Below are 19,482 nucleotides of genomic sequence, written 5' to 3' on the forward strand. Positions count from 1 at the left end.
GAGTCATTGCCAGCCATAGGTGTCCACCTCCACGTAGGTGGACACCAATGCTCCTCGCTCATGCCGCCAGCCGATAGACGTCGAAGATGGACCGCTTACGAGGAAACCGGACGAATTTACGCGCACTCGGGCGGGACATCGTGTGCGGTGCGGGGACGACGGGTACGATCGCCAGCAAAGTACGCTTCCAATCAACCGGAGAGGGCCGCGGCCTCCGGGAAGGGAGGCGACCAGCAACCTAGCGCGACGCGGTACCTTTTGCTTTGCTGCTGCCCTTTGCTGCGACCTTTCGCGACGCGATCTTCTCGGGAGCTCTGCGAGCCGCCCTGGTTGCGGCTTTTTTGGCGGGCTTCGAGTGCGTAACGAGGGTTTCGCCCTTCTCGATGAGAAACACTGAGCGGTCTTTTGCATCCTTGATCCAGGCCGGCGGCCGCGCAACGCCGCTCCAGGTAGCACCGGTCTTGGGATCAAAATATTTGGGCGCCAGCTTTCCCTGGGCTGGTGGGGCAACCGGTGTCGGCGACTTGCGTCGGAAATCGATGCCGGCGTCCTGGAGCATTCTGACGGCTGGAGACTCGTCGGAGGCGCTAGTCGCGACCGACGCCTCCTTTTGGGCACCTTTTGCCACGCCACCATTCTTTGCCAGCGTACCTACGCGTCCGGCTGGGACCGGGCCGCGTAGCTCGTCGGCCGTAATGTCGAAACGCGCCATCTCCGCGAGAATTCTCTTGATGGCGTCATTGCGCTCATCAATGCGCGCTTCCTGTGCTTCCTGTTGCAATTCCAGAATCTGTGCCTGAATCTCTTCGTAAGACCTTTTTGCCATGGCGCTACTCCTCGTTGGCTTTATGTGGCGGAATTATAAGTCTCCGCCGCGGAGTCGGCGCACCATGGGCTACGCCTGGAGAAGCTTTCGAGAGCGGGGCGAGATTACGCGGCAGGGCTGCCGACGAGATCGTTGAGTTGCGTGAGATTCGAATAGTGGTCGACACCCGCTCGGGAGGGAGCGTGCACCGGTGTATTGGCCAGAGCTTTCGGAGTCGACCGGACTTTCGACGTCGCAACCAGGCGTCCCCGCGTTGCTGATGCTGTCGCTCGTCCGCCGAGCCTAATGCCGATGATATTGTTTGACCTGCACCATCCTGCAGGACCGGTAATACGTCTTACACGTCGCCCGATTTTTACACACCTATAATTGGACAGCGGCGAACGTCTACAAAATCTATGCATATCGTTGTTTTATCATCGTTTCTGGATGCGTTCATAACCTGGTTTCAATGAAAAAGAATGACGGCATAACTCACTTGCAGGCTGGATCAGCTTCAGGTTGGAGACCAGTACCCCCCGTTTATGCTCCCTCGGACCCTTTTACGCTATAACCAGCGAAGAGCCCCGTCTGGTAGGCCTGCTCCAGCGGCGTTAGCAACGCCCGAGACCCGCAGCATCCGGATATCCACCAGTTTTTTCCCAGTTATGATTCTGCCGCCCATCATTACCTCCTGCTTTCGGCATTAACTCAAATAGGTGCTGAGAATGTCGTTAGCCGCGGCCCGCACCCAATCCTGTTCCGCGCGACAAGTCAATTTGGACCGCTTCGTCTTCACATGTTCGGCCCGACTGACGCTGTGGCCCATCAACAAGCCAAAGTCGTAGGCGCGCTCAAGGGCCTTAGCAAGACTCGATATCCGGACGAGCCGAATGTCTGTCGTGACTTTGCCTGACTCCGTTAGATAGTTAATCCCGAGTTCCTCGCTGGCGATTGCTATTAGCGGATCCCAGTGAACTTCGTTGCCAACTCTTTCAACCACGATGACCTCCTGTGTTGTGCCTCTTGCCTTACCATCTGTAAGTTTATATGCGTGGCACAAACGCGAGAGCGACGTTCCGTCGCATCTGGATTCAGTAGTCACTTAACATGTTGAATTATCAATGTATTGGAGGATACGACAACAATATAAGTGGAAACGATACGGGAGATAATCGGCTCAAAAGCCTGGCGCGCCTGGCCTCCTTCGAGTTGCGAGGCGGACCGGTCTAGCGGAAGGATTGCCGCGTCAGGGCGTCTTGACCGGCGCTCGCCAGGACGCCGGACTGGCCCGGAACGCGCCGCGCGTACGGTTCTGGCCAGGCCGCTGAGGCTGAGCCGGCCACTTGAGCGTCATTGCACCGGCGCGGTCGAGCGAGATGTCGCGGCCGCTTTCGCCAAGCCGCTTGATCACTTCAGCGAGCGTGCCATCGGCCCGCCATTGGTCGAAACGGCGACGGCAAGTCGGCGACGAGGGGTAGCGGCCCGGCAACGCGTTGCAGCTCTTGCCCGTCGACAGCAGCCATAACACGGCGTTGACTACCGCGCGAGCTTCGATGCGTCGTCCTTGGTGCGCTCTGCGCCGGTTCCTCATAGAACAGCTGCTCGATTAGCGCCCACTCGTCGTCTGTCAAATCTTCAACCGCCATCTTGTTCACTCCTTTAGCGAAACTATCTCCGGCGCCGCGCCCGGCCGAGCGACCCTGCGAATGCTACGTAACGACATAGCAGCACCCCGACATCATCATCGGGTGAAGTGGCAACAAACTTGAGCACCCCATGCAGCATCAAACCTATGCCGGTCCAGATAAGTGAAATAGCGAAACGCAGAATACCGCGGTCAGTACAGCAGTCGACGTGCGGGAGTTGACATAGCCACGCGAGGGATTGCGCATCGCATTTACCTTGCAGAGCTGCGTCGGTCATACGAACTCATACTTACCGCTTCAACTTTAACGGCAATTTTCCGAAATCTGGAGAACCTGTGTGTCCGATCCATCCTTTCAGATTACTATCACAACCTTATTCGTTGATTTATCTCCTTCAAGCTAGGAGTCCCCATGGAATCTGGGCGAGACACCGCACTTTCTCCTTTCTGTCTTACAACGGGACACCGAGTCCCCAAGCTGTAGCATAATCAGCCGAGCAGCCGTTGATTTCCGCTATTCCCCAGCATCGCCGTCACCCCATCTTCTTTGGGATGCCGCGCCGCCGTGCTCAAGGCGCATATCGTTGCTATATCACTCGGATTCGATATTCCCACGATATCCTCGCCAGAGCGGACCAACCACGCAGGTCTCTTGGACACCAACATTCAGGGAGTTTTGTAATGGAAAGAGAAGTAGTAGTTGTCAGCGGTGTGCGTACCGCCATCGGTAAATTTGGCGGTAGCCTGAAAGACATTCCGACGACCGAACTCGGAGCGCTCGTTGTGCGCGAAGTCCTCGCGCGTGCGGGGGTTGCCGGTGACCAGGTTGGACACGTCGTTTTCGGCAATGTCATCCCGACCGAACCCAAGGATCTCTATCTCTCGCGGGTCGCTGCCATTAACGGTGGGATCGCCGAATCAACCCCTGCCCTCACCGTGAATCGCCTGTGCGGTTCCGGCCTGCAGGCGATTATCTCCGCAGCACAAACGATCCTTCTCGGCGACGCCGAAGTAGCCATCGGTGGCGGCGCCGAGAACATGAGCCGCGCGCCCTATATCTCCACGGACGCGCGATTCGGCTCCCGCATGGGTGACAGTCGACTGATCGACATGGTGCTTGGCGCACTAAACGACCCGTTCGAAACGGTCCACATGGGCGTCACCGCTGAAAACGTGGCGCAGAAGTTCTGCATCACGCGCGAGCAGCAGGACGCACTGGCCCTGGAATCGCACCGTCGCGCGGCGCACGCGATCGCTGAGGGCCGGTTCAAGGAACAGATCCTCGCGATCAAGCGCAAGGTCAAGGGCAAGGAAGTCGTGTTCGATACCGATGAGCACGTGCGCACAGAAATCGACCCGGCCGAACTCGCTGCCATGCACACTGTCTTCAAGAAGGAAAACGGCACCGTCACGGCCGGTAACGCATCGGGTATCAACGACGCCGCGGCCGCCGTCCTGATGATGGACCGGCAAGTCGCCGAGCGGCGCGGCATCAAGCCGATGGCACGACTGGTGTCTTACGCACACGCAGGTGTCGATCCGCGCTACATGGGCATTGGCCCCGTGCCGGCAACCCGGATCGCGCTCGACCGTGCGGGCTTGCAGATCGGCGACATTGACGTCATCGAAGCGAACGAGGCATTTGCTGCGCAGGCTTGCGCCGTCACGCAGGAGTTGCAGCTCGACCCTGCCAAGGTCAACCCTAATGGATCAGGAATCTCGCTCGGACACCCAATCGGCGCGACGGGCGCACTGATCACCGTCAAGGCGCTGTATGAACTGAAGCGCACGGCAGGCCGTTACGCGCTCGTCACGATGTGTATTGGAGGCGGTCAGGGCATCGCGGCCATCTTCAAAAACATCCAGTAAGTGAATTCCTGCAGATGAAAATCGGACGTGTAGGCATCGTCGGCGCGGGCGCGATGGGCAATGGCATCGCCCAAACCGCTGCCGTGGTCGGCCTGAACGTGGTCATGATCGACGTGACCGAAGCGGCCCTGTCCAAGGGCGTGGCGACCCTGATCAGCAGCCTCGAACGGTTGGTCTCGAAGGGGAAGCTGGACGCGGACGCACGCGCGGCCTCCCTCGCCCGGATCGAGACATCGACCGACTATCAGCGGCTCGTCGACGTCGACCTTGTGATCGAAGCCGCCACCGAAAACAACGATTTAAAGGTCCGCATACTCAAGCAGATCGAAGCCGTGGCTCGACCCGACGCCATCATCGCGTCGAATACCTCGTCGATCGCGATCACGGCGCTTGGCGCGACACTCGCTGATCCGTCGCGGTTTATCGGCATGCACTTCTTCAATCCGGTGCCGATGATGCCGCTCGTCGAGATTATCCGTGGCGTGCGCACGAGCCAAGCGGTCGCCGAGGCAATCCGCGAGTTGACCGTACGGTTTGACAAAACGCCCATCGGAGTCAAGAACTCACCTGGGTTCGTGGTCAACCGGATTCTCGTGCCGATGATCAATGAAGCCTTCTTCGTGCTGGCCCGAAGGCGTCGCCACCCCCGACGAAATCGACGCCGGCATGAAGCTTGGGGCCAATCACCCGATCGGCCCGCTCGCGCTGGCCGACCTCGTTGGCCTCGATGTCGTTCTGTCGGTGCTGGACGTGTTCCTGAAAAACTTCGGCGATCCGAAGTACCATGCCTGCCCGCTGTTGCGCGAACTGGTTGCGGTCGTCGCCTCGGTCGAAAGACCGGCCACGGTGTCTACAGCTACGGGTAACCACACTCGCCGGTTTTCGCAAAGCCAGAAGTTGAAATTACAACCAGCCGTTATCTCCGGCAACACACCAATTAGCGCCCCCACTGCCACTCGTCCGCTTGCCCGGGCAGCCTCTTCCCCCAAGACCATTCCGTTGAGCAAGTCTCAACCGAGTGGTCCCCAGATTCGGTCGCCTTCGTGCAGTTGCGCTTCAGTGGGTGCACAGAAAACGGCCTGCAACCACGAGGATTGCAGGCCTGTTCCGACACACTGGATCGCTATGAGCAGGCATTCACTTGTTGCACGCACCCACCTTGCCGACTAGGCTTTGCTCGTGCGCAGCGGCCTCCTCAATCAGGATGGGAGCAGCAAGACTCATCGAATGGATACCAAGGACGGACACGTACTGCAAGACAGCCGTGATCTCCTCCCGGGTCGCGCCAAGTTCCAGTGCCCTGCGGATATGACGTCGCACCCCGGGTCCATACATGTGAGTGCACGACGCATCAACGGCGATAGCGAGAAACTCGACTGTCTTCGCATCAAGCACGCCCGAGGTGATCGGAGCCATCGCCATGGCCATGAATTTCTCTGTCCATGCGGCATCGAGTTCCGCAAAAGGTTCCCAGTTCGGATTCCAGTTGCCGGTCGCGCGCAGGGCATCACAAACCGGTGTGGCTGTTGCTTCGTTGAATTTCATCGACATACTCTCCTGTACGGGATCAACACGTGTCGCACGAAGCCCCTGCCTGCACCGCTTCCGTGTCACGCTATGACCTCCAGTCTATGGAGCAGCCCTCTGCGTCGCTTGACATTGTGGGTCACTTGCTTATCCTTTTGGGCCACCCCGGGAAGACCCCGATGCCGAAACTCGTTCGCAGCGCCAGCCTGACGCAGTACGCTGAAACCGCGCGCGCGGCAGGACTCGACCCATATCGCCTGATGGCAGAAGTGGGGCTGCCTGCTGCCAGCCTTACCGAGTCCGACCTCAAGATTCCGGCCGACCGGGTCGCGTTGCTGCTCGAACTCTCCGCGCTGCGAAGCGGCATTGAAGCGTTCGGGCTGACCATGGCTCAGACGCGGCGCGCATCCAATCTGGGCCCGCTTGCGCTCTACGTGCGCGACGAGCCCACACTGCGCCACGCGCTTAACGCTGCCGCGCGCTTTCGCCATCTTCATAACGAAGCACTGTTCATCGCGATCGAGGAAGAAGGTGACGTCGCAATCATCCGTGAGGAACTGCTGAGCGGCGCGGTCGTGCCGGTACGGCAGGTGACCGAACTGGCCGTCGCCGTCATGGTGCGCCTGCTGCGCTTCTTCCTCGGTGACGACTGGCAACCGAAGACGATCTGCTTTACTCACGAAGCACCCCGCAGTCGTGCTATTCATGCTCGCGTCCTGGGGAGCGGAGTCAAGTTTGGCCAGCCGTTTTCGGGCATCGTATGTGACGTCCGTGACCTCGACCTGCCTCTTCCGTCCGCCGACCCGGTGATGGGCCGATATGTCCGGCGATATCTCGGCAGTGTGGATACGGAGTCTGATGTACCACTGTCGGATGAGGTCCGCAAGCTGGTGTTTCTCTTCCTGCCGTCCGGGCGCAGTTCGAACGACACTATCGCGCGCCAGCTCGGCATGAGCCGTCGAACCATGCACCGCCATCTGGTAAAGGAAGGCGTGAGCTACCTGTCGATCCTCGATGCCGTACGGGGGGAACTCGTGCTGAGATACCTGGAGCGTCGAGAACGTCCGCTGTCGGAAATATCGGGCCTGCTTGGCTTTTCCGAGCCGAGCGCCTTTACGCGTTGGTTCAGGATGAAGTTCGGCTGCTCCCCCACTGAATTTCGCGAGACCAAAGCGCGGTAATATCATGCCCAGGACTCGCATTGCGCAGAGTCAACCATTTAGTTGAATTACTTAACAACAAAACAAGGAGGAGCAGCATGGTTGGCGGACCCGGCAATCCAATGAGGGCTAGTGAAACTCTCGGTTCAGAATTGATGGTGATCTGTATCGATGTACAGTCTCGTGTCGTCTACGCCAATTCGGCCTATCAACGCGTGACTGGGTACACGAACCAGGAACTCCAGACAATGCCGCCAGCAGAGCGGCTCAAAGACGTACCATTGCAAGTCGTGGTGGACTTCGCTTCCGCACTGCGTAGTGGTAAGCCCTGGACGGGCGTCGTCAACGTTTCCTGCAGGAATGGAGTGGATTACTGGAGCCGTATGAATGCGTCGCCGCTGCTCTCGCACGGCCAGCATATCGGCTTCTTGCTGGTGCTTGAGAAGGCCTCCGCTGAGGAGATCAGCAAGACCGAGGCGCAGTATCGCGTAGTAAGGTCCGGTCGGCAGAAATTCGGGTGGAAGCAGGGGCGCCTCGCGCGCCTGAGCCTTCTGGGAAGAGCGATTAGCAACATTCGCGCGCTCGGTCTCAGACGGCACGTCTGGGGCGCGGTCACTGCTTTGGGATTGATCGAAACCGCAGCGCTGCTCGCGCTGAATGGCGAGGTGACTTCCCTGTCATTCTGGGCGGCCTTGTGGGGGCTACTGGCGGCCACCGTCGCGGTGGGTGCCTATCTGTTGCACGCCATCGTTGCGCCTTTGCGAGAAGTGGTCCAGTTTGCAACAGAGATCTCCGCGGGTGATCTGAGCGCCGAGTTCGGCAGCCCGCGTAGCGATGAGATTGGCGATGTTGTGCGGACACTGAACCGGGTGAGCATCAACATGCGGGCCACCATCATGGACGTACGCGACGGCGTGCACGCGATGCAGCAGGCGACGGCAGGGATTGCATCGGGCACGCTCGATCTCTCGTCGCGCACTGAGACGCAGGCGGCCAGCCTCGAGCAGACTGCGGCCTCGATGGAAGAGGTCAACGCCACCGTCAGAAACAACGCGGAGACCGCGCGGCAGGCTAGCGAACTGGCGGCACGGACCCGGGACACCGCGCAGGCGGGTGGGAAGGTGGTGGGCGACGTGATATCTACCATGAAGGAAATCACGGAAGCGAGCAGAAGGATTGGCGACATTGTGTCCGTCATCGACGGCATCGCCTTCCAGACCAATATTCTCGCCCTGAATGCGGCAGTCGAAGCGGCCCGTGCGGGCGAGGCAGGACGCAGTTTTGCGGTGGTCGCGGGCGAGGTCAGGGTGCTCGCGCAACGCAGTGCGCAGGCGGCCACGGAGATCAAGGCGCTGATCGCCGATAGCGTGGGTCAGATCGACGAAGGCGCGCGGCTGGTCGATTCGGCAGGCGAGACGATTGAAGATATCGTGTCGCAGGTGGAGGCGATGACGGATCTGGTCGGTCAGATCGCGACCGCGTCGTTCGAGCAGTCGGCAGCCATCGGGCAGGTGAGTCAGGCGGTCGAGCAACTCGACGACGTGACGCAGGAGAATGCTGCGCTGGTGCAAGAAAACACCTCAGCGGCTGAGAGGTTGAATTCGCAAAGCGACAGACTGGTCGAGACGCTTTGCGTCTTCACGCTATTGCGCGCCGAGACCAACGCGCTGTTGTTGCGATCCCGTGCCGGGGGAGCAACCACAGCGCCGGCGCCGGCAAAGATCGCGACCGGACGGCCCGCGGCGCGACAAGCGGAGGCTCGCGCTGTGTAGATGTAAGCTAAATGTTCTGCCTATGGGAAGACTCCTGTTAGCGGCGGCAAGGACTTGCCCGGCAACCAGCCGGGCGAGTGCCGCGAGAAAATAGGTGAACTGGCAGGAGTCGGCGTCGCGGTGTACCGCGTGAGAAACGCGTTCTCTCAAGCGGAAGCCACCGAGGCCGCCGCCGATATAGCGATCACGCCGCGCGCTGGTAGTACAGGTTTTGCGGATGACGAGCCTGAGCAAAGAAGAACCAGCGCTCGGCAAGAAGGCCAACGTACTGAATCACGCACGCATCAAGGAGCAGCTTCGCGGACATCGGATGCAACGCTTGCGCGAGCAGCCCGAGGGGCATTAGAAATGCACTCGCGAGGAAGCCCCACTTTACCCAGCACATCGTTGCATCGGTCTGGCCGTGAAAGAACTCGCGCAGATTAAAGGCGCTTGCCGTAAAGCCGCGCGAAATCTGTGTGAGCTTCTCGGCCTTGATGCCCGTCGCGCTTTGCAGCGTCGAACGTGGATGCAAGCGCTCATTGCGCGCCAGTGAGGCGACACGGCTCACGCAACCCGCCACCGTCAGGACACAAGTCGCGACCGCCAAAGCCGGCACGATGTCAGGTGCCAGCCGTGCAGCACAGGCGGTGGCAATCGTAAGGCCCGATGCACAGCCGAGCAGTACGAAATTGACCAGCGTGAGCGGCGTCGCCCATTCCTGAAGGAAGCGCAGGCACTGATAGATCATGGCGGTGCACACGAAAAGGGCTACGCTCGCAAGAACTGCAATCGCACCGATCGTGATCGACCAGGGCGTGTCCAGCCAGTGCGCCAGACCGTACAGGAACGTGGCCGCGAGAAACACGGGCAGCGCCAGGCACTCGCGCGAAAGCCACGACGTGCGCCACATGGCGACTGCACGCCACGCACGTTCCGGATGACCCAGATGGAAGAACGCAGCGACCAGCCCCAGAACGCCGAGCACGAGCGCAAGGCCGGTGCCGCAGACGTAGAACTGCTGCGGCACATGGAACAGCGCCGACGATTCCGGATGCATCCGCATGAACAACTCGACGCCGAACAGCGCGATGAGCAGCCCCTGCCCGGCACCGGAAAGCGTGGTCAGAAAAACTACGGAAAATGCTGGTCTCATTCAAAACTCCTGCGTCGCTGCGGGCCGCACGCGCGCAAACACCGACTTCACTCGCGTAGCAAGCGCAGCCAGGTTCAGCTTGCCCGAGTCCATCTGTTTCCCGAGCGCCTTCTCGCGCGCCATCGCGGGTGTGCCGCGCTGAATCGCAAAGTCAACGAGGTTGATGGGCTCACCGTATTCGATCGCGTCAGCAGGTGAGCTCGCGGACTCCTCGCTCTTGCATCCGCACGAGCCGCTGCCGCAACTGCTTGCGGTCTTCTGACGGGGCAGGTAGTGGTTGGACGGCTTCGTCCCCCACTCCGGCATCAGCTGGTAGCCGCCGCGCGCCTCGATCGCCTTCGAGGCGTCAGACTCGGGATCGTGAATATCACCGAAGATGCGCGCGGAGGTCGGGCAAGCCAGCACGCATGCCGGCTTGCGATCGCGCTCGGGCAATGCCTCGTTGTAGATGCGGTCCGCGCACAGCGTGCACTTCGTCATCTCCTTGCGCTCCTCGTCGAGCTCGCGCGCGCCGTACGGGCAGGCCCACGAGCAGTACTTGCAGCCGATGCACTTGTCATAGTCGACCAGCACGAGCCCGTCTTCCTTGCGCTTGAAGCTCGCCCCGGTCGGGCACACCGGTACGCACGGCGGGTCTTCACAGTGAAGGCACGACTTCGGGAAGTGGATCGTGTCGGCATTCGGAAACTCGCCCGCTTCGTAGGTCTGCACCCGGTTGAAGAAGGTGCCGGACGGATCGGCGTCGTACGGACGCACATCCGAGAGGCTCCCCGCCTGCCCGGAGGTGTTCCACTCCTTGCAGCTCGTCACGCATGCGTGGCATCCCACACAGACGTTCAGGTCAATCACCAGCGCCATTTGCGTCATATCAGGGTCCTCCTTACTTTCGCTTCACCGAATTGCGCAGACGCTCCGCGAACTTGCCGCTGCCCGCGAAATACGCCTGAACCTTCGCCACCGGTCCAGTGGAACCCGGCAGCGGCTGCATCGGCTTGAACTGCGGCAGCGTGTGGTCGGCGTCCGCCTCGGCGGGATAGACGCGCACGCGCACGTCGTACCACGCGGCCTGTCCCGTGATCGGGTCGGAGTTCGAGAAGCGCCGCTCGCTGTCCCCGTCAGGCAGTTCTTCGGTGATCAGGTGGTTCAGCAGAAAACCCCGTTGCGACTCATTGGCATCGGGCCCGAGATTCCACGCGCCCGCCGCCTTGCCAATCGCATTCCATGTCCACACCGTCCCCGGCTCGACAGCCTCGCTGTAGCGCGCCATGCACCGGACCTTGCCCCATTGGGATTCGACGTAAATCCAGCCGCCGTCCTCGATACCGTTTTCCTGCGCCATGCGCGGATTCATGTAGAGATAGTTTTCGCCATGGATCTGTCGTAGCCACGCGTTCTGCGAGTCCCACGAGTGGTACATCGCCATGGGGCGTTGCGTCACCGCGGCGAGCGGATAACGCTCAAGGTCGGTGGCGCCAAGCTCGAGCGGTGCGTACCAGAACGGCAGCGGATCGAAATAGTTTTCGACACGAGCGCGCAGGTGTTCGGGCGGCTGCCGCCCCGCCGTCCTGCCTTGCGCGGCAAGGCGGAATTTCTGCATCACATCCGAATAGAGCTGAATGATGATCGGCTCGCCGAACTTGCGGAACCCCTTTTCGACCGCGAACTTCATGTACGGCCCGTTGACGTTGCGCATGTACTGCATTTCTTCGGGCAGCGTGTAGTGGAAGACGCAGTTGTTCTTCGCGTACTCCTCCCACTGCCTGGGATTGGGCTCACCCACGAGCGCCTTGTCGCCATCCTTGCCGCGCCAGCCGATCAGGAAGCCGACACCCGAATCCGGCGCGGTCTGGAAGTTGACGATGAAGTCCGGATAGTCCTTGAACTTGCGGTTGCCGTCGGCTGTTGTGAACGCAGGCAGCTTCAGCCGGCTCGCCAGTTCGACGAGCACCTCCTGGAACGGCCGGCACTCTCCGGTTGGCGCAAGCACGGGCACACGCACGGAATCCACCGGACCGTCGAACTCCGAAATCGGCCGGTCAAGCATGGACATCGCGTCGTGCCGCTCGAGGTAGGTCGTGTCCGGCAGGATCAGATCGGCGAAGGCCGTCATCTCCGACTGGAACGCGTCACACACGACCAGGAACGGGATCTTGTACTGCCCGTCAGGCCTGCGGTCGACCAGCATCTTGCGGACCTCGCTGGTGTTCATCGACGAGTTCCAGGCCATGTTGGCCATGAAGATCAGCAGCGTGTCGATCGGGTACGGGTCGCCGCGCCATGCGTTCGTGATGACGTTGTGCATCAGGCCATGCACGGCGAGCGGGTATTCCCACGAGAAGGCCTTGTCGATGCGAACCGGCTCGCCCGCCTCGTCGATGAAAAGGTCGCCGGGTGCAGCGGGCCAGCCGAGCGGCCCGGCAGGAAGCGGGGTATTCGGCTTGACGTCGTTCGGGCTGTTGGGCGGTTTCGCCGACGGCGGTACCGCGCGCGGATACGGTGACTTGTGGCGAAAGCCACCGGGCCGGTCGATGGTGCCGAGCAACGACATCAGCACGGCCAGCGCGCGGATCGACTGGAAGCCGTTCGAGTGCGCGGCGAGCCCACGCATTGCATGGAACGCGACCGGATTGCCCGTCACGGTTTCGTGCTTCACGCCCCACGAATCGGTCCACGGAATGGGCAGCGTGATCTTGTGGTCGCGCGCGGTCTGCGCCATTTCGCGCGCAATGCGCCGGATCGTCTCTGCCGGGATACCGGTAATGCCCTCCGCCCACTCAGGCGTCGTGTACGCGACACGCTTGCGCAGCATCGAGAAGGACGGTGAGACCGGACTGCCGTCGGGCAACGCATAGTGCCCGTCAAGCGCCGGCTCTGCACCGGGGGCATGGTGGACGACCGCCTGCTGGGTATGAACATCCCACCACATATGGTTCTGCGGATACAGCGGGTTGACTTCGGGCGCCGACGGATCCTTGACGAACAGCCCAAAAGAATCACTGTCGGCCCGCATATCGAGCAACTCGCCGGCGTTGGTGTATCGCTTGACGAATTCATGGTCGAACGAGTCGGTCCTTATCATTTCGTGGATCAGCGCCATGAACAGCGCCCCATCCGTACCGGGACGAATCGGCACCCACTCGTCGGCAATTGCCGCATAGCCCGTGCGGATCGGATTGATCGCGATGAAGCGGCCGCCTGCGCGCTTGAACTTCGAGAGGGCGATCTTGAGCGGATTCGAGTGGTGGTCCTCGGCCGTTCCGATCATGATGAACAGTTTCGCGTGATCGAGGTCCGGGCCGCCGAACTCCCAGAACGAACCGCCGATCGTGTAGATCATGCCCGCAGCCATGTTCGCCGAGCAGAAGCCGCCGTGGGCCGCGTAGTTGGGCGTGCCGAATTGCTTCGCGAACAGGCCCGTGAGCGCCTGCATCTGGTCGCGTCCGGTAAAAAGGGCGAACTTCTTCGGGTCGGTCGCGCGCAGATGCGCAAGGCGCCTCTCGATCATATCGAGCGCCACCTCCCACGAGACGGGCTCGAACTGCGCGGTGCCCCGCTCCGCGCCGGGCTTTCGCATCAGCGGTTGCGTCAGGCGCGCCGGTGAATACTGCTTCATGATCCCCGACGAACCCTTGGCGCAGATGACCCCCTGGTTCAACGGGTGTTCCGGGTTGCCGTCGATGTAGCGCACCTCCCCGTCGCGCATGTGGACGCGGATGCCACAGCGGCACGCACACATGTAACAGGTCGTGGTTTTGACATCGAGCTTTTCGTCTTGCTGGCGGGCGCCTTGCTCCATCCGAGCCTCCATTCGTTGGCGTGTCCGGACAAACGTTCAACGCGGTCCGGTCAACCCTGTATGGTAAGCGCAAGTGGTAGATATCACAACTTTGTAGTTGTGATATCTTCTATATGATAAGCCGATAGTTCCACGTCGCATCGACGCACGGCCGCTGTGCGCGGACCGGGAAACCTCGGGTTGTACCTAGTTGCGCCATCAGCTATTTCCCCTAAAAATTCCATTTCTCTATCCTGGGGCCGGGCCTTTCGATCTGGCCGCGATCCGGGTTACGCCGGCTTCCTGCCGCCTTGGGCCAAATATTTCCGGCTCCACGCTTTTCAGACGCCCTTGGTCAAACGTCGACTCCGGCGATTGGACGCATCGCCGTCACCGTGGCCATCACCTCGGAAAACACGGACCTCGTCGCCGAAATCTGCTGCCGCCAAGCGTGATCAATCGAATGTGGGAAAGATCGATCACAACGAAGAGTCAATAATGGGTTTGATCCTGCTCATTGCCGGCGTACTGACAACCAGTGCTGCGGGCTACCACTACGTGGCCTATCCCGATCGCGATGTCGCGATCCAGGCGGCCTATTACCTCGGCCAGTCGGCCGGCATGGGAAACGAGGACTCTCAGGTCAAGTTCGATGAACGCTTCCATGGCGACAAGGACGCGCGCCTCGCATATGAGCACGGGATGAAGAGCGTCGAGCCCCCGGGCAACGCTCGCGTCGACATCCAATAAAGCGGGGCGACTCGCCTGGGCTTTCTGCATAGACTTGTTCTATGCCCGAGCAGGCCTACCCCACCTCAGATGAGATGTTCGCTACTTCAATCGCTCGCCGCTTTTACCTCGATGAGCAGATCCTTCGCAGCTACGCGCTCACCCGGCAGTACGTGCACCGCAACGATTCCGCAGTCACGTTCGGCCGCGATGTGCGTCTCCATCTTCATCGCCTCCAGGGCGACCAGCGTGCTACCGGCTGAGACGCGCTGCCCGGGTTGAACCGAGACGGTCACAATCGAACCCGGCATGGGCGCTGCGATATGCCGTGGATTGGCTGGATCGGCAACCGGCCGGCTCGTACGCGCCGGCCCCGCCAGCACGGTACTGCGCTGCTCGATGACGGCCGTGCGTGACTGCCCGTTCAATTCGAACTGGACCTTGACCATGCTCTCGTCGACATCGGCGTGCTGTCCCTGCAGCGACACGAGCAGTGTCTTGCCCGGGTCGATATCCACCGCGACTTCTTCCTGCGGCTGCAGGCCGTACAGGAACGCCGGCGTGGGCAACACGGAGGTGTCGCCGTACGCGCGCAGGTGTGCGTGGTAGTCGGCCGTCTGCTTCGGATACATCAGGTACGAAGCGAGCTGTCTGTCATCGAGCGGGTGTTCGCAGGCAGCCTCGCCTTGCGCGCGCGCCACGTCCAGATCGACTGGCTGAAGCTGATCGCCGGGCCGATATGGCGCGGGCGGATTGCCCCGCAAGACCTTACTCGACAACTCCGCCGGAAAGCCGTCGGGCGGGAAGCCGAGCTCCCCTTTGAACAGCGACACGACCGATTCGGGGAAAGCGATATCCTTCGCCGGATCGCACACGTCAGTCGCGCTCAGATCGTTGGCCACCATCATCAGTGCCATGTCGCCGACCACCTTCGAGGTCGGCGTCACCTTGACGATATCGCCGAAGATCCGGTTGACGTCCGCGTAGGCGCGCGACACCTCCGTCCAGCGATGTTCGATCCCGAGCGAGCGAGCCTGTTCACGCAGGTTCGTGTACTGGCCCCCCGGCATCTCGTGACGGTAAACGTCCGCCGTGCCGGCCCTGATCTCCGATTCGAACGGCGCGTAGTAGCGACGCACACCTTCCCAGTACATCGACGCTTCGTGCAACCGATCGAGACTGAGCCCGGGATCGCGCTCGCTGCCTGCCAGCGCAGCGGCAATGCTCGAGAGGTTCGGTTGCGAAGTGAGGCCGCTCATCGCATCGAGCGCGCCGTCGACTGCATCGCAGCCGGCATTGATCGCGGCGAGTGCCGAAGCGGCCGAAATACCGCTGGTGTCGTGCGTATGGAAGTGAACAGGCAAACCGGTCTCTTCCTTGAGCGCCTTCACGAGCGTGGCGGCAGCCTGTGGACGGCAGATGCCCGCCATGTCCTTGATGCCGAGAATGTGCACGCCGGCGCGCTGGAGTTCCCGTGCGATGCCGACGTAATACTTCAGGTCATACTTCGAGCGGGACGAGTCGAACAGATCGCCCGTGTAGCAGATCGCTCCTTCACACAGTGCCCCGCTCTCACCCACCGCATCGATGGCCACACGCATGTTGCGCACCCAGTTCAACGAATCGAAGACCCGGAACAGGTCGACGCCGGCACTCGCCGCCTGGCGGACAAAGAAGCTCACGACATTGTCCGCGTAGTTCGTATAGCCTACTGCGTTCGAACCACGCAGCAGCATCTGGAACAGGATGTTGGGCACCCGTTCACGCAACTGCGCGAGGCGTTCCCACGGGTCTTCCTTGAGGAAGCGCAGCGCGACGTCAAACGTCGCGCCGCCCCAGCACTCCATCGAGAAGAGCTGCGCAAGCTCGCGGGCATAGAACGGCGCGATCGGCAGCATGTCGCCGGTACGCATGCGCGTGGCGAACAGCGACTGGTGCGCATCGCGCATCGTCGTGTCGGTCAGCAGTACCTGCTTCTGGTCCAGCATCCAGCGCGCGAACCTTTCGGCTCCAAGTTCGCGCAGGCGGTCTCGCGTGCCCGCGGGCATTGGGCCTGGCGTGTCCACTGCGGGGATCACCGGCCTCGACAGCGGCAACGCAGGCAGTGCACGGCCGCTCATTTCCGGATGCCCGTTGACGCTCACCTCCCCGAGGTAACGCAGCAACTTGGTCGCACGGTCACGACGTTTCGTGAAGGCGAGCAGTTCGGGCGTCAGGTCGAGGAAGCGCGTGGTGACATCGCCTCGTCCAAAGGCCGGATGATTGATGACGTTCTCGAGGAACTGCAGATTCGACGCGACACCGCGAATGCGGAATTCGCGCAGCGCGCGGTCCATCCGCCGGATCGATTCGGCGGCCGTCGGCGCCCACGTGGTGACCTTGACCAACAGCGAATTGTAGTACGGCGTGATCACCGCGCCACCATACGCAGTGCCGGCGTCCAGCCGCACGCCGAAGCCTGCCGCGCTGCGGTAAGCGGTCAGCCGCCCATAGTCGGGCAGAAAGCCATTGTCGGGGTCCTCGGTTGTGATCCGGCATTGAAGCGCATGCCCGTTCAGCGGAATCTCCGCCTGAACCGGTACTCCGGCGGAACGTTTGCTGATAGCACCATCGTGATCCAGCGTGTCTTCGGCGAGGCCGATCCTGCCGCCTTCGGAAACGCGAATCTGCGCCTTGACGATGTCGACTCCGGTGATCATCTCGGTGACCGTGTGCTCCACCTGGATGCGCGGGTTGACTTCGATGAAGTAGAACTTGCCCGAGTCCGCATCCATCAGGAACTCCACCGTGCCGGCATGCGTGTAGCCGACCGCCCGCATCAGGCTTAGCGCCGATTCGCACAGCCCGGCGCGACCTGCCTGATCGAGATAGGGCGCGGGTGCCCGCTCCACGACTTTCTGGTTGCGCCGCTGCACCGTACAGTCGCGTTCGTAGAGATGCACGAGGTTACCGTGCGTGTCTCCGAGCACCTGCACCTCGACATGGCGTGCGTTGCGCACCAGCTTTTCCACATACACTTCGTCGTTGCCGAATGCAGCGAGCGCTTCCCTTCGGGCCGCGGCAAGCGCTGTCTCGAGATCCTGCTCGCTTTCCAGCACCCGCATGCCTCGCCCGCCACCGCCCCAGCTTGCCTTGAGCATCAGCGGGTAGCCCACTCCCGCCGCAAGACGTTTGCATTCGTCGAGATCGCGTGGCAAAGGGTCCGTCGCGGGCATCACCGGCACGCCGGCAGCGATCGCCGCGTTACGCGCCGCCACCTTGTTGCCGAGCACGCGCATGACTTCCGGGGAGGGGCCGCACCAGCGTATGCCGGCGTCGATCACAGCCAGCGCAAAATCGGGATTCTCCGAGAGGAAACCGTAACCCGGATGAATGGCGTCGACCTTCGCTTGCCTCGCTATCCGCAGGATGTCGTCAATATCGAGGTAGGCCGCGAGCGGCTTTTTGCCCTCACCCACCAGGTAGCTCTCATCAGCCTTGAAACGATGAAGGGCGAGTCGGTCTTCCTTCGAATAGATGGCCACCGTACGGATGTCCATCTCAGCGGCCGCCCGCATCACACGGATCGCGATCTCGGAGCGGTTGGCGATCAACAGGGATTTGATCGGAAGGTAGTTCATGATAGGCAGGGACTCGTATGGGGTCGCGACGCCTGGCGAACCAGGCGTCGCAAACGGACAGCAGTTGCGCCAGCCGTCAGAGGCGGCTGAAGGAAAAGCGCCTGAAGGTACTCATCGAAGGCTAGCCCCTGGACAGGACCGCGTTCGCCGGAAACCTCCATAGGCACGCAGATTCCGTCGCCCGGAACAGAGCGGGGCGACCGGGCAGTTCAAATGTTGTGAGATCTACGTTGGTCCCGACGCAGGGACCGATCCAGCCAGGACAAGCCGTAATTACGCCCCGGCTCAGTCAAGACTGGCAAACGGCACGTGCGAATCCATCCAGTCGTAGTGACCGTGTGCCGTCGCCCACGCCCAGTTCGAGACGGGGTGAGAGGCAACCTTGCGACTCTCGTCGTGCGAGCGGCCGACTTGCATCCGCTCTTTCACATCATGCTCGGCGTGTAGCGGTTGTCTCCCGTTTGCTCCGTGGTTCATTCTGATCCTTACCCTCTGAAATTGATGGCATGCACGCCCGACCTGTCCATGAGGAAGGATCCGGTCGGCGCGCCCTCGAACGCTCGCCAACTTACCCGCGCGCGAATCCTCGCCATAGGAGCAAGGAACGGACCAAGCTGTCCTTCGATTGAAATGCCATTGATTTATCGACGTTTTCCAAAAACGGATCAACCTGCCGGTTTCAACATTGAATGATCAGGTTTCACTTGTGCACGCCGCATTGCTTCGAAAGACTTCCTTACTTCTGTCGCGCAACGACGACGATTGTGGCGAGAGAGATCCAATGGCTAGTTGCTTTATCAACTTTATGTAAGCCGGGGCCGACGGATGGCCCCCATGACTCTGCCGCGGCCCATCCCGCGTCCCGCAAGGCGCGAAAAAACTCGCTGCACGGCGTAATGCCGTTCAGTTAAGGTCTCTTTTAAGGACTCGAACGGTATAACGAAACGGTCGGGATTTGACGGTTCGAGCGCAACTGCGCCCGGACCGTTTCTCATTGGGAAGTTGCCTGAGCCGCTCACGCAGGCGCTTGAGCAGCGCGGGCAGTTTGCCGTACGAGCGCGTCACGGCCGCCCATGTCATCTCGTACTGATGCGATACATCCGCGAAGTTGTTGCGGGACGACCTAACCCATGACGCCGTTGACCTAAGTCGCGCCAACCACGGTGCCGGCAGGCCGAGAAAGCAAGGTGCGTGTCCGGCGGTTGAATGGTCGCTTAGCGGGCACATGCCACTGCTATGTGTCCGGTTACCGGTCGGGGCGAATGACGCCTCTTGGCCGGTGGACTAAACCGCTCGCGCGGTAATGGGCTACGGCTTTGGGTAGTGGTAACGGAAGGGAAACCGACTCTGTTTTCATGTTGATCGGCGAGGCAATCCGCCTCGTCATTCAACGGGAGCAGAGCCATGAGTCAGACCCTCCAGCCTATCAGCCCGCGGCGCCA

The 19,482-nt window shown here is 61.2% G+C and carries 12 protein-coding genes and 1 pseudogene; 5 read left to right on the forward strand and 8 right to left on the reverse strand.

Translation table 11 applies throughout. The features are described from left to right. Positions 1-238: 238 nt before the first annotated feature. The 3 genes from HWY30_RS37850 to HWY30_RS37860 form a co-directional block, all read right to left on the reverse strand. Positions 239-826, reverse strand: a complete 588-nt coding sequence (locus HWY30_RS37850; RefSeq protein ID WP_143037306.1) for an H-NS histone family protein — start codon at positions 824-826, stop codon at positions 239-241. Between the two features lie 685 nt (positions 827-1,511). Next, a complete protein-coding gene (locus HWY30_RS37855; RefSeq protein ID WP_176079021.1) occupies positions 1,512-1,808 on the reverse strand; it encodes a DUF6900 domain-containing protein in 297 nt (98 codons plus the stop codon). A gap of 246 nt (positions 1,809-2,054) precedes the next feature. Beyond that, positions 2,055-2,399 (reverse strand): transposase, encoded by a 345-nt coding sequence (locus tag HWY30_RS37860; protein ID WP_090811431.1) that lies wholly within the window; start codon positions 2,397-2,399, stop codon positions 2,055-2,057. Positions 2,400-3,134: 735 nt separating this feature from the next. On the opposite strand from HWY30_RS37860, the gene bktB reads away from it, so the two are divergent. Together bktB and HWY30_RS37870 are read left to right on the forward strand one after the other, a co-directional pair. Beyond that, positions 3,135-4,322 carry a beta-ketothiolase BktB gene (gene bktB, locus HWY30_RS37865; protein WP_090811433.1) on the forward strand — a complete coding sequence of 396 codons (1,188 nt, stop codon included), beginning with the start codon at positions 3,135-3,137 and terminating at the stop codon, positions 4,320-4,322. 14 nt (positions 4,323-4,336) lie between these two features. Beyond that, positions 4,337-5,188, forward strand: a pseudogene (locus HWY30_RS37870) (3-hydroxybutyryl-CoA dehydrogenase). A 271-nt stretch (positions 5,189-5,459) separates the two neighbouring features. Here the strand turns inward: HWY30_RS37870 and HWY30_RS37875 are convergent. Continuing rightward, positions 5,460-5,867: a carboxymuconolactone decarboxylase family protein gene (locus tag HWY30_RS37875; protein ID WP_090811936.1), complete on the reverse strand. Its 408-nt coding sequence runs from the start codon at positions 5,865-5,867 to the stop codon at positions 5,460-5,462. Between the two features lie 161 nt (positions 5,868-6,028). Between HWY30_RS37875 and HWY30_RS37880 the strand changes: the two genes are divergently transcribed. Together HWY30_RS37880 and HWY30_RS37885 are read left to right on the forward strand one after the other, a co-directional pair. Further along, positions 6,029-7,030: an AraC family transcriptional regulator gene (locus HWY30_RS37880; protein WP_090811435.1), complete on the forward strand. Its 1,002-nt coding sequence runs from the start codon at positions 6,029-6,031 to the stop codon at positions 7,028-7,030. A 77-nt stretch (positions 7,031-7,107) separates the two neighbouring features. Then, positions 7,108-8,781, forward strand: coding sequence for a methyl-accepting chemotaxis protein (locus HWY30_RS37885; protein ID WP_244145161.1), 1,674 nt, complete (start codon positions 7,108-7,110; stop codon positions 8,779-8,781). A 184-nt stretch (positions 8,782-8,965) separates the two neighbouring features. Here HWY30_RS37885 and HWY30_RS37890 read toward each other — a convergent pair whose 3' ends face one another. The 3 genes from HWY30_RS37890 to HWY30_RS37900 are packed head-to-tail and all read right to left on the reverse strand — an operon-like array spanning position 8,966 to position 13,712. Then, the gene (locus HWY30_RS37890) at positions 8,966-9,916 is read right to left on the reverse strand and encodes a dimethyl sulfoxide reductase anchor subunit family protein (RefSeq protein WP_090811439.1); all 951 of its coding nucleotides are present in this window, start codon (positions 9,914-9,916) and stop codon (positions 8,966-8,968) included. After that, entirely contained in the window at positions 9,917-10,783 is an 867-nt protein-coding gene (locus tag HWY30_RS37895) for a 4Fe-4S dicluster domain-containing protein (RefSeq protein ID WP_090811441.1), read from the reverse strand. It lies immediately after the preceding gene. 13 nt (positions 10,784-10,796) lie between these two features. Then, a complete protein-coding gene (locus HWY30_RS37900; protein WP_090811442.1) occupies positions 10,797-13,712 on the reverse strand; it encodes a molybdopterin oxidoreductase family protein in 2,916 nt (971 codons plus the stop codon). A gap of 477 nt (positions 13,713-14,189) precedes the next feature. On the opposite strand from HWY30_RS37900, the gene HWY30_RS37905 reads away from it, so the two are divergent. Then, positions 14,190-14,441: a hypothetical protein gene (locus tag HWY30_RS37905; protein ID WP_090811444.1), complete on the forward strand. Its 252-nt coding sequence runs from the start codon at positions 14,190-14,192 to the stop codon at positions 14,439-14,441. A gap of 86 nt (positions 14,442-14,527) precedes the next feature. Here HWY30_RS37905 and HWY30_RS37910 read toward each other — a convergent pair whose 3' ends face one another. Then, a complete protein-coding gene (locus tag HWY30_RS37910) occupies positions 14,528-18,040 on the reverse strand; it encodes a pyruvate carboxylase (RefSeq protein WP_090811446.1) in 3,513 nt (1,170 codons plus the stop codon). Between the last annotated feature and the right edge of the window lie 1,442 nt (positions 18,041-19,482).

Source organism: Paraburkholderia tuberum STM678, from assembly GCF_902833905.1.
Lineage (GTDB): Bacteria > Pseudomonadota > Gammaproteobacteria > Burkholderiales > Burkholderiaceae > Paraburkholderia > Paraburkholderia tuberum.

Bases quoted from the DNA above. Each gene is read 5' to 3' on its own strand.
- HWY30_RS37850 (WP_143037306.1), bottom strand. From the start codon at position 826: ATGGCAAAAAGGTCTTACGAAGAGATTCAGGCACAGATTCTGGAATTG.
- HWY30_RS37860 (WP_090811431.1), bottom strand. From the start codon at position 2,399: ATGAGGAACCGGCGCAGAGCGCACCAAGGACGACGCATCGAAGCTCGC.
- bktB (WP_090811433.1), top strand. From the start codon at position 3,135: ATGGAAAGAGAAGTAGTAGTTGTCAGCGGTGTGCGTACCGCCATCGGT.
- HWY30_RS37875 (WP_090811936.1), bottom strand. From the start codon at position 5,867: ATGAAATTCAACGAAGCAACAGCCACACCGGTTTGTGATGCCCTGCGC.
- HWY30_RS37880 (WP_090811435.1), top strand. From the start codon at position 6,029: ATGCCGAAACTCGTTCGCAGCGCCAGCCTGACGCAGTACGCTGAAACC.
- HWY30_RS37885 (WP_244145161.1), top strand. From the start codon at position 7,108: ATGGTTGGCGGACCCGGCAATCCAATGAGGGCTAGTGAAACTCTCGGT.
- HWY30_RS37890 (WP_090811439.1), bottom strand. From the start codon at position 9,916: ATGAGACCAGCATTTTCCGTAGTTTTTCTGACCACGCTTTCCGGTGCC.
- HWY30_RS37895 (WP_090811441.1), bottom strand. From the start codon at position 10,783: ATGACGCAAATGGCGCTGGTGATTGACCTGAACGTCTGTGTGGGATGC.
- HWY30_RS37900 (WP_090811442.1), bottom strand. From the start codon at position 13,712: ATGGAGCAAGGCGCCCGCCAGCAAGACGAAAAGCTCGATGTCAAAACC.
- HWY30_RS37905 (WP_090811444.1), top strand. From the start codon at position 14,190: ATGGGTTTGATCCTGCTCATTGCCGGCGTACTGACAACCAGTGCTGCG.
- HWY30_RS37910 (WP_090811446.1), bottom strand. From the start codon at position 18,040: ATGAACTACCTTCCGATCAAATCCCTGTTGATCGCCAACCGCTCCGAG.